Origin of the sequence: Bacillus cereus group sp. BfR-BA-01331 (assembly GCF_022663915.1) — a bacterium.
In the GTDB taxonomy this organism is placed as follows: domain Bacteria; phylum Bacillota; class Bacilli; order Bacillales; family Bacillaceae_G; genus Bacillus_A; species Bacillus_A mycoides.
In genome coordinates this window covers 22746-36509 of record NZ_JAKUGJ010000004.1, presented here as the reverse complement: position 1 = coordinate 36509, position 13764 = coordinate 22746, and the positions used below count along the sequence as shown (strand labels likewise).

Sequence of the window (13764 nt, the reverse complement as noted above, 5' to 3'; positions counted from 1 at the left end):
CTTAGGCGTAAATTAGATTGTATTTAAGTGAAATAAATGTTTTTTGCACTCATGATGCTTAATTAGTAGAGTAGCATAAATATCACCTCCTAACATATTTATTGTCATCCAAGGCGGAAAATTTTGAAAAATAATTGTTTGTTATTACAATAAACAACAAGGGGGAGAGGAAATGAAAGCAATTGCTATTGATCAATATGGTAGTGTTGAAGAATTACAAGAAAGACAAGTTCCTAAACCAGTTGTTAAATGTAATGAAGTATTAATACGTATACAAGCAACATCTGTCAATCCTGTTGATTGGAAAATAAGAAAGGGAGAATTACAAGAGAAGCTGCAATTTTCATTTCCAATAATATTAGGTTTAGATGTTGCTGGAGTAATTGAAGAAGTTGGAGAAGATGTGGACCATTTCAAAATAGGAGATAAAGTGTTTACGAAACCAGAAAATATAGGGAAAGGCTCCTATGCTGAATACATTACAGTGAAATCAGATTTAGTAGCACATATGCCAAATAATATTAGTTTTGAAGAAGCTGCGTCTATACCTCTTGCAGGACTAACAGCTTGGCAAAGTCTTGTTGATTACGCACAAATAAAAGAAAATGACCGAGTATTAATTCATGCTGGAGCGGGCGGAGTAGGGAGTTTTGCAATTCAAATCGCAAAATCATTTGGGGCCTTTGTCGCAACAACTGCAAGTAGTAAAAATGAAGAGTTTTTAAAGTCTTTAGGTGCTGACCTTGTTATTGATTATAAAAAAGATAAATTTGAAGAGCTACTATCAGATTATGATATTGTGTTAGATACAATCGGCGGAGAAGTACAAGAAAAAAGTTTTCAAATTATTAAATCTGGTGGTGTTCTAGTTTCTTTACTTCATGAACCACGTCATGAAGTAAAGGCCATAAAATCAGGGTTTTTATGGTTGAAACCAAGCGGGAAGCAATTGGACGAATTATCTGTTTTGATTGAGCATGGAAAAATTAAACCTATCATCAGTAAGGTTGTTCCGTTTAATGAAGAAGGAATTAGAGAAGCTCATATTTTAAGTGAAAGTCAGCATGTTAGAGGGAAAATTGTAATTACGCTGGAATGATATTTACATAAATATACGAGTGGTGACTATATGAGATGAAAATAGTCACCACTCGTATATACTATAATTTTTGCACGACAAAAGTAATCGCATTCGTATTTAATTGAATGTGTTTACCGTTTCGTACAATATCATACGCTAAATTTTTTATTTCAACTTTTACTTCTTTCCATTCGTTATAAACGCCTTTTAGTGTACGTATCATTTCTTCCGTAGAAAGGTTAATTTCAATTAAAGCATCTAATTCTTCTCCTGTTTCTAAATCTATTTCTTGAATGTTAGAGTTAACGATTAAACAATTGATACCGCCACTCTTTGTCCCATTTTTCATAGTCTGAAGCACTTTTTTAAAATCGTCTATTGATCTAACATGTTCTAAACTTGATACTGCAACGATGTAGTCATAAGTATTAGGAGCAATATAGTAGTCTTCAATTGCTGCTTGTTCCGTTTTTATGTATTCAAATACACCATATTCTTTGCTATAAACTTGTAACTTCATTAAAGCCGAATCGAGTAGATCAACACAAGTAACAGTGCCGCCACTATTCGTGATTTTTTGTGCAATCGGAATACTGTTTCTACCGACACCAGAGCCAAGGTCAAGTATTTGTAGGTCTTTCTGTTCTTCAAGATAGTTCAGCATGTCCATAACTGTTTTAACAGGTTTATACAGCCAAGATCCCGCTTCGAATAATTTATATTGTTCATAGCAAAGATCGTGATACTTTTTCTCTTCTTGTCTTATGTAATCGATTCTGTTCATAGTGTTTCAGCTCCAATAGTTTCATGGCGAAATGAATAGGTTCGACAACCTTTAACATTCATTTGAATTCGAAATATACCACCAGCATGTGGGTATTGTTTTAATTCCACATCGGTCATTCTTGTTCTGGCTGTTGTGATATATAAATCGGTCAAATTAGGTCCTCCAAATGTACACGACGTTACATATAAAGCAGGAATCGGAATACTTAAAATCTGTTCTCCAGTCAAGGGATTCCATCTAGTAATCTTCGAGCCTCCCCAATGTGCAATCCATAAACAACCTTCTACATCAATTGTCATACCATCGGGTAGACCTTCATTTTCAGGGAAGATGATAACATCTGTTGGATTGCTAATTACACCAGTATGTATATCATAATGAAAACGGACTACTTTTTTTGTAGGTGTATCAATAAAATAAAGGTATATATCGTCAGGAGACCATGCTATGCCGTTTGATGTATTTACATGTGCAACTTTTTTATCTACGTTGAAATTATTGTTTAAACAATATAAGGAACCAGCAGCATTAATACCGTATAAGTCTGTAGTGCCTGCCCAAAAGCGGCCGGCTGGATCGCATTTTCCATCGTTAAAGCGGTTTTCTAATAAATCTGGTTCAGGGTCATAAATATGTGTAAGTATTTTTGTGTCAAGATTAAGAGAATAAAAGCCTTGTTCCATTGCTACTAAAACTTCATCGTTCGTATATGGAACAACACAACCGATTTGTTGGTCGAGAGTGATCGCTCGGTTTGTTTTTTTAACAGGATTATAAAGACATAATTTTTTTCCGATAATATCAACCCAGTATAATAATTGTTTCTTCTCATCCCAGCAAGGACCTTCCCCTAAATTCGCCTTAGCATCAACGACTAATTCTATATTTCCGTGCAATATGTTTCACCTCTATTCATTAAAGCTATATATAAAGTTCGATAAGAAGAGAGGTAAACCTTTCACTGAAATGAAATTAAGATTTCCAGTGTAAGAAAAGAGGGCCTTATCAAGTAATTCGAAAATAGCGTATAGACATGGGTAGGAAAATGCATATGATGTTTTATGAAATTGTCTATTTTTCATGTGAAAATGTATTTCGCGTATACGAAGGAAGCGGAAAATATAGGGAATTCAAGAGAGATCCGGAGGGGAAATATTGTTGTGATGAATGTAGTCATAAAATTCAACTGGAAGCGATAAAACATTTTTTTAGATAGTTATATGCTATTTGTTTTCGTTCAGAAAAATTTGACAAAGTATTTGTTATAAATTATCATATGTAAAAACTAATATTCAAAATGGCATTGAAGAGAAGAGTAGTTAAGAATGAATACATACAGAGAGCTCCGGTAGCTGAGAAGGAGAGGTGAAAATCTTAATGAAAAAAGACTTAGAGCTGCGCAAGGAACTAATTCATTTAGGGATGGTGCGACGGGTTCTCCCGTTATAGAGATAGGGTATAAGCATATTTTGCCGTACCTGAAGAGGTTAATATGGTGATGTATTAACAAACTGAGGTGGTACCGCGAAGTTAATAACTCTCGTCCTCAAGATGAATAATCTTGGGGGTGGGAGTTTTTTTATTGCATAAAACTGAAAATGTGAAAATAAAAATACAATTGAGGTGAGTGGCATATGCATTGGGCGTATGAAGTAGCACATGAATTAATTAGAAAACATCCAAACAAAGAAACTTTTGTTTGTGCAGCTGGAATTAGTCCATCTGGTTCTGTTCATATTGGGAACTTCCGTGAAATAGTAACGACTTATTTCGTTGTAAGGGCTCTGCAAGATTTAGGGAAAAAGACTCGTTTTATCTTTTCATGGGATGATTATGACAGGTTTAGAAAAGTTCCTAAAAATATTGATCCATCTTTTGCAAAATATATTGGTATGCCATACTGTGATATTCCTGATCCGTATGGGTGTCATAACTCGTACGCAGAGCATTTTGAAAAAGAGTTTGAGAAATCGCTACAAGCATTTGGGATTGAAGTGGAATTCATATATCAATATGCTGAATATAGAAGCGGAAGGTATAACGAAAACATATTAGAGTCTTTGTATAAAAGAAAAGAAATATATGATATTTTAATGGGTTTTAAAACAGGAATACACCGAGAAGAAGATAGAGAAAACTTTTATCCCGTTACGTTATATTGTGAGAGGTGCGGGAAAGATGCAACAACTATTACACATTTTGATGAAGTATTAAAAACAGTTCGGTATGACTGTGAATGTGGAAATCAAAATAAATTATCCGTATTAAATACAAGTCAAATGAAACTGAATTGGAAAATCGATTGGCCGATGAGATGGATGATAGAGGATGTTATTTTCGAACCGGGCGGAAGAGATCATTCATCGGAAACCGGTAGTTATAATGTATCAAAAGAAATTGCAAGGAAAATATTCAATTGTGAAGCCCCTCAATACGTTGCTTATGATTTCATTGGAATTAAAGGGCATCATGAAAAAATGTCCAGTTCTTCAGGGAATAGTATTACACCTAGCGACTTATTAAAAGTGTATGTACCAGAAGTGATTCTTTTTATGTTTGCAAAATATAGGCCCGGCGCAGCTTTTCATATTGGACTTGATGAAGATGTGATTCGCAATTATACAGAGTATGAGAGATTGAAGGATAGTTATGAAAATAAAACACTCAAAAATGAAGATTTATTTGATGCAATTAAACTTTCTAGACTTGATAGCCGATTTAAAGAGTATCCAAAGTTTAATCAAGTAGCAGGAACTTTACCATTATTAAATTTTGATTCATCTATTTTACAAGATATATTAGAGAAAATAGATAGGAGCTATGCATTACCTGAAATGATAGCGATAAGTAATCGTGCTGAGTATTGGATAAGAAACTTTCAATCTAAAAAATTGATTGCGGTAAATAAAGAGAAAAATACGGAGTTTTATAACACATTAGATGAACGGCAGAAAAAATGGCTAGTAGAAGTTTGTAAAATAATTCGTTCTAATAACGATCATTCTAAACTAATGGAGCAATTGTATACGATTTGTCATCATGAAAATAAAAAAATAATGAAAGAAAATCAAAAACAATTATTTACCATTTTATATAGGCTCATTATGAATCAATCAAGTGGTCCACGTATACCATTATTAATACATGTGGTAGGCGCTAGAAAATTCGTCACATTATTAGATTTCTAAAATATAGTTAAAAGCAACGCAAGTACTCAATAGAATAAGTACTTGCGTTGCTTAATTTTTACTATCTTGAATACATTTTTGGACATTCATCGCCACTAGGCTCGTAAAAGCAATGGCTTTTAAATTGTCCTGCAAACGGCTGATTATACCATTCGGGCGGACAAGCTCCAACTGGACGGAAATACCAAAGAGCCCATCGTGCTGGCCAGCGCCATTCACCTTGTAAAACTTTTCTTGCGATTTCTTTTTCTGATTCACGGGCACGTTGATAAAAGTAACCGTATTGAACTGCTTCGAATCCGCCAGGGCTTTGATATACTGCATCACGCACAGATCGAAGTTGTTTGAAATCTAAGCAATCACAAAATACACGGTTTACTACAACACATCCAACAAGTTGTTCACCTTGTCGTCCTTCGCCCTCAGCTTCAGCACGTATTAAACGTGCTAGTAAATCAACGTCACTTTCGTTGTATGGAATAAGGGGCATTGTAATACCACCTTTCTTTACCTGTTATAGTAAAGAGTGTATGTTTCAAAATGAGCTAAGTGCATTTTTCTTGAAAATAACTACTAATTTTAAAAAGGAGCTTATGCAGATAAAAGCTAATTATTATATAGAAGATAAAAACGAAAAAGGAGAGGTACTATGCATCGTATTCATAAAGAACATATCATTTACGCAATGTCACCAGAAAATAATCCATGTATTGAAGTAGAAATTGGGAGCCGTCTTGTATTTGAAACATATGATTGCTTTGAAAATCAAATTAATTCTGAAGATGTTGTGTTTCAAGAATTAGATTGGAATCGAATAAATCCAGCGACCGGACCTGTACATATTAAAGGTGCAGAACCTGGTGATATATTAGTCGTAACGATTGAAAAGATTAAAATTGCAGAGCAGGGTGTTTTAACTACAGGTGCGAACCTAGGTGTAATGGGTGATGAGCTAAATGAAAATACAGTAAAAATTGTCCCAATACATAATGGACATGTTTCATTTTCAAATGAACTGCAAATTCCAATTAATCCAATGATTGGTGTGATTGGTACTGCACCGAAAGAAGAGAGTATTTCATGTGGTACACCGCATGATCACGGCGGGAATATGGATTGTAAAGAAATCAAAGAAGGTACAACGTTATTATTACCTGTAAATGTTCCTGGTGCTCTTTTAGCATTAGGCGATTTACACGCTGCGATGGGTGATGGTGAAATTGGTGTTAGTGGAGTAGAGGTTGCTGGTGAGGTAACTGTAACTGTTCAGACTATAAAAGGAAAGAAATGGCCATTACCATTGGCTATTCAAAAAGAAAAAATAATGACGATTGCTTCAGAGAAATTGCTAGATGATGCAGCGAATCGTGCTGTACGTAATATGGTGACATTTTTACATGAAGAATTAGAAATGTCTAAAGCTGATGCAACTCTTTTATTATCAGCAGCAGGTAATTTGAAAATTTGCCAAGTTGTGGATCCACTAAAAACGGCGCGGATGGAACTAGGAAGGGAATATGTGGAGAAGTTAGGATTTTCTCTAAATGAATTTCATATTAAATAAGAAAAATAGAAAAGAATACTTTTGTATAAAAGTATTCTTTTTCTATTTTACGGATTTTGTGAAAAGAGGTAGTATTTATATAAGTATATTTGGGATTGTGGATCAAAAAGGAGTTCAGAGATGGTTAAAATTATGATTGTTGAAGATGATATGAAAATTGCAGAGCTATTATCAACATATGTTGCGAAATACGGTTACCAAGGAATTATTGTAACGAATTTTCAAAATGTGTTAGACATATTTTTAGAAGAAGAACCGGAGTTAGTGTTATTAGATATTAATTTGCCAAGTTTTGATGGTTACTATTGGTGCCGTCAAATTCGCGGGGTTTCTACATGTCCAATTTTATTTATTTCGGCTCGTGAAGGTACGATGGATCAAGTTATGGCGTTGGAAAATGGTGGCGATGATTTTATTCCGAAGCCGTTTCATTATGAAGTTGTAATGGCGAAAATTCGTAGTCATTTAAGACGTGCTTATGGAGACTATGCACCGAAACTAGAAGAACGAATGGTTGAGCAACAAGGTCTTAGTTTATATCCCGAAAGACTTGTATTAAAACTTAGGAACCAAGAGGTTGATATAACGAGAAACGAAGCCATTTTATTAGAGATGTTAATGAAAAACTATCCGCGTGTTGTGAGTAGGGAAGTATTATTAAATAAATTATGGGATAGTGAATCCTATGTGGATGATAATACATTAAGTGTAAATACAACACGTGTGCGTAAAAAGTTAAAAACGTTACATATTGAAGGAGCAATTGAAACAATTCGTAGTGTTGGATATAGATTACATATTACTTGGGATAATGGTATGGAAAAATGATAAGGTTATTTATACATGATCATATACCACTTATTTGTTTTACTGCGATCCAACTACTAGCCATATTCTTAGTTTATTGGTTTGATGGGCATAATCATATTTCAACGGCATTATATGCAATGTTTTTAGGTGCTTTTTTTATGGTGAGTTATTTAGTATTTCGTTATTTTACACATCGATCTTTTTATGAACGTTTAGCAAATCCGTTGCAATCTTTGGATGAATCTGTTCAAAAATCTGATTTTGCAGTTTTATCTACTGCTCTCCAAGATTTGCTCGAAGTACAATATCGACATTATCAAAATCAGCTCCAGTTACAAGAGAGGAAAAATAATGATCATTTAACCTTTATGAATCAGTGGATTCATCAAATGAAAACACCTTTATCTGTAATAGAATTAATTACACAAGATGAAGTGGATTCACGTTTTGAAAGTATTAATGAGGAAACAGATAGGTTAAAAAAGGGTTTAGAGATGGCACTGTATGTCGCACGTTTAGAAGCATTTACACAAGATTTTTATGTAGAAAGAGTACAACTACATAAAATAGTGAATGATTCCGTGCATGAACATAAACGCTTTTTTATTCGGAATTTTGTATACCCAGAGCTTGAAATTGATAAGAGTATTACTGTAGAAAGTGATGCGAAGTGGTTACAATTTTTAATTGGACAAATAATATCGAATGCGATTAAATATTCATCAGGTAGTAGAGAAAAGATTAAAGTGAAAGCACGTAAGGAAGGTAATACAGTTGTACTTGAAATTACCGATAGTGGCGTAGGGATACCGAAGCAAGATTTACCAAGAGTATTCAAACCTTTCTTTACAGGAGAAAACGGTAGAGATTTTAAAGAATCAACTGGAATGGGGCTCTATCTTGTATATGAAATTACGAAACAATTAGGGCATAGTGTAGAAATCCATTCAGAAGTTGATAAAGGTACCGTTGTACGAATAATATTTTTTAATGTGTAACAAGTGAACAAGGCTAAAGAACTTTGGAGATAAGTTTTTTAGCCTTGTTTTGTACCACTTGGGAATAAAGAATTATTTACCTAAGAGAAGTAAAAGCGAATTGTTTATTATTCGGTTATGGTAGGGGGATTGAAATGGATATTCGTAAAATGAGATATTTCATAACAGTGGCAGAAGAATTAAACTTTAGTCGTGCAGCAGAACGGCTTAGGATGGCACAACCTCCTTTAAGCCAAGAAATTCGTAAATTAGAAGATGAATTGGGCGTTCAACTTTTTCATCGAACGAAAAGAATGGTTGAACTTACGGATGCTGGAAAAATATTTTTAGAAGGTGCGCGGCAAACGTTGCTTCAAGTAGATAGAACTATTAAAGAAACACAGCTTGTGGATGAAGGGAAGACAGGACATTTAATCATCGGTTTTGTCGATTCTACAGAAACCGTTATAGACATATTAAAAACATTTCGAGAACGGTTTCCTAAAATTCAGCTTATATTACGTGAGATGACAACAGACCAGCAAATAAAAGCGCTATATGAAAAACAAATTCATATTGGATTTATTCGTTCCAAGCAGAATAATGAAATATTAGTTTCCGAAGTTTGTTCTGAGGAATGTTTAAAATTGGTTTTGCATGAAGATCATCCTTTAGTTTCGTTACGTAACATTTCAATCAAATCATTAATTGATGAACCATTTATTTTATTTCCCCGTCATTTCGGTACAAACTTTTATGATTTAATTATTAGTTACTTTTGGGAGCATGGAGTCAGCTTAAATATTGTTCAAGAAGCGATTCAAATGCAAACGATTGTGAATTTAGTTGCTACAGGGATGGGGATTTCTGTAGTTCCATCATCGGTGGAAAGCTATAAAAAATCGGGTGTCATGTATAAAGACATTCAAGAAAATACACCGAAAATAAATTTATATGTTGGATGGAGACAAGATGAAAAATCTGTCGTATTAGAGAACTTCTTAACAGTTGTTAGAGAGGTTTATACGACTTCACAATTTGAATTTGAAAAGTAAAGGCCCATCTTGATGGGATGGGCAGGGGGAAAGTTGGATAGGAAAACTTCTATTTTTATTTTAAAGTCAGACTACAAAGATATTTTGTGGTTTTTAAAAAGGAATTCACTGATGTTTCAACCTGTTTTACTCGGATCGTACTCAATGAAACCTTTTAGTACACTATCAATCTGATCCATAATTTCAGGTTGCAATTTAACACTAGAAGCAATTACGTTTTCTCTTATTTGCTCAGGATTTGAAGCGCCAATAATTGCAGAGGAAACAGCTGGATTTTGTAGTACCCAAGCAACTGCGAGTTGTGGTAGGGTAAGATTAGTTTCTTGCGCGATCGGATTAAGTTTCTGAATTGCAGTGAGTACATCATCACTCATCCAACGTTGCACGAGTTTGTGGAAAAATGGTTTACCAGCATCTGAATTAGCACGTGATTGAGTCGGTATTGGTTTACCTGGTTGATATTTTCCAGAGAGAATACCTTGTGCGAGGGGAGACCATACAACTTGACCAAGTCCCTCACGTTGACACGTTGGTATTACATCAGTTTCGATAACTCGCCATAACATCGAGTATTGAGGTTGGCTAGCGATGAGTGGAATTTTCAATTCTCGTGCAAGCGCTGCACCGCGGGTGATTTGTTCCGATGTCCATTCACTTACGCCTAAGTAAAGGACTTTACCTTGTCTTACAAGATCAGCAAAAGCTAACATCGTTTCCTCAAGGGGAGTTGTTGAGTCAAATCTATGTGCATAATAGACATCAATGTAGTCTGTCTGCAACCGCTGTAACGATGCATTGCAATTTTCTATAATATGTTTTCTCGATAATCCACGATCATTTTTTCCAGGTCCGGTCGGATGGCATACTTTTGTACAAAGTTCTATACTTTCTCGGCGTATACCTTTCAAAGATCGGCCAAGTACTTCCTCGGCTATCGTGTCCGAATAAACATCAGCAGTATCGAACGTTGTAATTCCAACATCCAGTGCGGCTTTCACACAATCATTTGCAATATCTTCATTTACTTTCCCGCCATGGTTTATCCAGTTCCCATATGCAATCTTACTTACTGTTAATCCACTGTTTCCTAGTTTGCTAAATTCCATTGTAGTATCCTCCTTTTAAAATGATATCTTTATTATAAGAACTGAAATGTAATATGTATAATATATAATTAATGATAAATTTATATAAAAATTATATAAGAGGGAGTGCTTAGAAGTTTACTACTAAGGAAACCTAAAGCTAGTAGTACTACAGATGTTGTTTGTATCTGATCGATATGAAGTGAAGATAAATAGACCTAAAAGAAAGCAATCATTTTCACAGCACGTATAATCGCATTTACTCATACAGTACTACTATGGTACAATATGGTTACTAACGACGGAAAGGAATGATGGGTGGACGATGATTAACTAATCTTATTTTTAAATGTTGAAATTCAATAAATTTCAATTTATAAAAAATAGGATTAGTCTGCCCAATTTCCTTACAACGGTATTGCTATTTATTATGCGTAATAGCTTATTTGGGTATAAATATGTTAACGACTAATCCTGCCAAATTTATTTGGGAGGATTTTTTTTATTCTCCCTTAATGAAAGGGATCGGTATTATGAAAGAACTATTAAAATTAAATGATGTGTATGTTGAAGTAAAGGAAAACACTTTGTTAGAGAAAATGAATGTTACAGTAAGACAAGGGGATGTTATCGGATTAATCGGCAAAAATGGTGCTGGTAAATCAACGTTACTTCAATTAATAAATGAGAAGATTGAGCCATCAAAAGGGAATGTTGAATGGCAGCAAATGAATATGACAACGGCATATGTTGAACAAGAAATAGAATCTTTTATTAGTAATGATATGATTGCAAAAGAAGCAGAACTTCTTGCGAAATGGAGCGTGCCAACGAATGATTTTCATACTTTAAGTGGTGGTGAAAAGCTGAAAGTTCGACTAGCAAAAGGATTTGCCGAAAATCCCAATTTATTAATATTAGACGAACCGACAAATCATTTAGATGAGATGAGTACGGAATTTCTCATTAAGCAAATAAAAAATATGAATGGTACAGTTATCGTCGTATCGCATGATCGATACTTTTTAGATGTTGTCGCAACGAAAATATGGTCAATTGAGGAAAAGAAACTAATTGAGCATAGCGGTAATTATACGAGTTACATGAAAGCACGTGAGCATACAAGAATGACGCAGCAACGTGAATATGAAAAACAACAAAAAAAGATAGAACAAGTAGAAACACATATAAAAGAATTAAGTTCATGGTCACAAAAGGCACACGCACAGTCTACAAAACAAGAAGGAGTTAAAGAGTTTTATCGTGTAAAAGCGAAGCGAATGGATGCGCAAGTGAAGTCAAAACGAAAACGTCTCGAAAAAGAGCTGGAGAAAACGAAAGTAGAACGTGTGAAAGAAGAGTATTCAGTGGAGTTCTCTATTCAAGCGAATAAAAAAGTAGGAAAACGCTTTTTAGAAGTAAAGAAATTAAAAAAAGACTTTCATGGAAAGACATTATTTGAAAACGTTAATTTTACAATCCAGCACGGTGAGAAGGTTGCGATTGTTGGACCAAACGGTAGCGGAAAAACAACATTACTGAAGATGATTATGGGAACGGAAACTGTACAAGGAGAAGTATGGATTTCACCATCTGCAAACATCGGTTATTTAACACAAGAAGTATTTGATTTACCACTGGATAAAACACCAGAAGATTTATTTTTTAAAGAGACATTTGAAGAAAGAGGAAAAGTCCAAAATTTAATGAAACATTTAGGATTCCAAGCTTCTCAATGGAAAGAGCCGATTGAGCATATGAGTATGGGGGAACGAGTAAAATGCAAGTTAATGACTTATATTTTAGAGGAAAAAGATGTACTTATTTTAGATGAACCGACGAATCACCTTGACCTCCCTTCACGTGAACAGCTTGAAAATACATTAGCTGAGTATAATGGAACACTCGTTATCGTTTCTCACGATCGATATTTTCTGGAGAAAACAACTAACACAAAACTTGTCTTTTTAAACAATACGATACAAAAGCAGCTAGAAGAACCTACGAAAACAAGAGATGAAATTGAAGAGATTCGTTTAACATTAGAAACAGAGAGACAAGAAGTATTAGGTAAATTAAGCTTTTTGACTTCTAACGATAAAGAATATAAAGAACTTGATGAACGATTTATAGAACTTACGAAGCAGATTAAGGCGCTTTAATGTAATTAAGGGGGATTAACATGGGAGAAGAGAGTTCGACTAATTTATTTAGAATAGACTGTGGAGATATATACTTGCAAGAGTTTACTGTGAAAGATGCGGAGAGTATTTATAAAATATCGAATCAACCGGAAATAGAACAGTTTTTACCAGACTGGAAATCAACGAAAGAACAAAGGGTTAATTGGGTTGCAAATTATGAAATACCAGAAAATAAAGCATTTCTTAATGCAGTGAGAACTACGACTAACATAGATGATCACATATTAAGACTAGGAATATTTAAGAAAACCACAAATGAATTTATTGGATGGTGCTGCACAGGTATGAAAGATGAGCTTCCTGCACCGAACAGAGAAATTATGTATGCTGTTTCAAGTGAATATCATAATAATGGCTATGCAACGAGAGCGACAAAAGGCTTGATCGGCTATTTGTTTGAAAATACAAATGTGGATGTCCTTAACGCAATTGCATTAATAAACAACGCACCATCAAATAGAGTTATTGAAAAATGTGGATTTACTTATATAAGCCAACAGACGATAGAAAACCAACTATATAATCATTATTTATTGAGCAAATCAGAGTGGATAAAAAATATCGCTCTTTAAAAGGAGTTATAATGGAATGAAATGATTTTAAAAAAGCTTAGAGCTAAAGCTCTAAGCTTTTTTATGTACTATTTACTTTTGGATTATACTTATGAATTATAAGTTATTATTCATCGTTTTGAAGTTCTATAGTTATTCTTTATAATATATTTTATGTTGCTAATAAAGAATATAAGGAATACAGCAACTTTTAATGATGATAATTGTTTCTTAAACTCACTTTTATTTATATATTTAATAGGTTTACAAGGTGTCCTGGCAACCAGAAATAAGTAGTATTGTATTTCATACTACTATATAGATATTATAAGATGAATAATCGTTAATTATAGTTTGAAAATAGGTTTGTTATCAGTTTTTTCAGAAATCTTACAAGCGTGTAAGATAAATGAAAGATGAATCAATATGAGCTATAAGACAATTCATTTACACTATATTGTG

The 13764-nt window shown here is 34.0% G+C and carries 13 protein-coding genes and 1 other annotated feature; of the genes, 9 read left to right on the top strand and 4 right to left on the bottom strand.

Translation table 11 applies throughout. From position 1 onward, the window contains the following. Positions 1-172 precede the first annotated feature (172 nt). Entirely contained in the window at positions 173-1099 is a 927-nt protein-coding gene (locus MR155_RS08905; RefSeq protein WP_242309320.1) for an NADP-dependent oxidoreductase, read from the top strand. Positions 1100-1160: 61 nt separating this feature from the next. Here MR155_RS08905 and MR155_RS08900 read toward each other — a convergent pair whose 3' ends face one another. Together MR155_RS08900 and MR155_RS08895 are read right to left on the bottom strand one after the other, a co-directional pair. Beyond that, positions 1161-1865 (bottom strand): class I SAM-dependent methyltransferase, encoded by a 705-nt coding sequence (locus tag MR155_RS08900; protein ID WP_242245674.1) that lies wholly within the window; start codon positions 1863-1865, stop codon positions 1161-1163. Then, on the bottom strand, positions 1862-2764 hold the full coding sequence (locus MR155_RS08895) for an SMP-30/gluconolactonase/LRE family protein (RefSeq protein WP_242245673.1): 903 nt from the start codon (positions 2762-2764) through the stop codon (positions 1862-1864). Before MR155_RS08895 ends, MR155_RS08900 begins: the two co-directional genes overlap by 4 nt. Before the next feature lie 149 nt (positions 2765-2913). On the opposite strand from MR155_RS08895, the gene MR155_RS08890 reads away from it, so the two are divergent. Together MR155_RS08890 and lysS are read left to right on the top strand one after the other, a co-directional pair. Continuing rightward, positions 2914-3084 (top strand): DUF2197 domain-containing protein, encoded by a 171-nt coding sequence (locus MR155_RS08890; protein WP_242309685.1) that lies wholly within the window; start codon positions 2914-2916, stop codon positions 3082-3084. Between the two features lie 78 nt (positions 3085-3162). Beyond that, positions 3163-3419, top strand: a binding site (T-box leader). A gap of 83 nt (positions 3420-3502) precedes the next feature. Then, positions 3503-5056, top strand: coding sequence for a lysine--tRNA ligase (lysS, locus tag MR155_RS08885; RefSeq protein WP_242309318.1), 1554 nt, complete (start codon positions 3503-3505; stop codon positions 5054-5056). A 61-nt stretch (positions 5057-5117) separates the two neighbouring features. Here the strand turns inward: lysS and MR155_RS08880 are convergent, their stop codons facing one another. Next, on the bottom strand, positions 5118-5546 hold the full coding sequence (locus MR155_RS08880; RefSeq protein ID WP_002013108.1) for a cell wall hydrolase: 429 nt from the start codon (positions 5544-5546) through the stop codon (positions 5118-5120). A gap of 159 nt (positions 5547-5705) precedes the next feature. Between MR155_RS08880 and MR155_RS08875 the strand changes: the two genes are divergently transcribed. The 4 genes from MR155_RS08875 (at position 5706) to MR155_RS08860 (ending at position 9462) form a co-directional block, all read left to right on the top strand. Continuing rightward, positions 5706-6620, top strand: a complete 915-nt coding sequence (locus tag MR155_RS08875) for an acetamidase/formamidase family protein (protein WP_242309315.1) — start codon at positions 5706-5708, stop codon at positions 6618-6620. Between the two features lie 120 nt (positions 6621-6740). Beyond that, complete coding sequence (locus MR155_RS08870) at positions 6741-7448, top strand: response regulator transcription factor (RefSeq protein ID WP_242245667.1); 708 nt, start codon at positions 6741-6743, stop codon at positions 7446-7448. Next, on the top strand, positions 7445-8428 hold the full coding sequence (locus MR155_RS08865; RefSeq protein WP_242309314.1) for a sensor histidine kinase: 984 nt from the start codon (positions 7445-7447) through the stop codon (positions 8426-8428). The genes MR155_RS08870 and MR155_RS08865 overlap by 4 nt, the downstream gene beginning before the upstream one ends. A 134-nt stretch (positions 8429-8562) precedes the next feature. Then, positions 8563-9462, top strand: a complete 900-nt coding sequence (locus tag MR155_RS08860) for a LysR substrate-binding domain-containing protein (RefSeq protein ID WP_242309311.1) — start codon at positions 8563-8565, stop codon at positions 9460-9462. A gap of 116 nt (positions 9463-9578) precedes the next feature. Here MR155_RS08860 and MR155_RS08855 read toward each other — a convergent pair whose 3' ends face one another. Next, on the bottom strand, positions 9579-10568 hold the full coding sequence (locus MR155_RS08855; protein WP_219302520.1) for an aldo/keto reductase family protein: 990 nt from the start codon (positions 10566-10568) through the stop codon (positions 9579-9581). A gap of 512 nt (positions 10569-11080) precedes the next feature. On the opposite strand from MR155_RS08855, the gene abc-f reads away from it, so the two are divergent. Together abc-f and MR155_RS08845 are read left to right on the top strand one after the other, a co-directional pair. Further along, on the top strand, positions 11081-12709 hold the full coding sequence (abc-f, locus tag MR155_RS08850) for a ribosomal protection-like ABC-F family protein (protein ID WP_219302518.1): 1629 nt from the start codon (positions 11081-11083) through the stop codon (positions 12707-12709). Positions 12710-12729: 20 nt separating this feature from the next. Further along, positions 12730-13323 carry a GNAT family N-acetyltransferase gene (locus MR155_RS08845; protein ID WP_219302516.1) on the top strand — a complete coding sequence of 198 codons (594 nt, stop codon included), beginning with the start codon at positions 12730-12732 and terminating at the stop codon, positions 13321-13323. Positions 13324-13764: the final 441 nt, after the last annotated feature.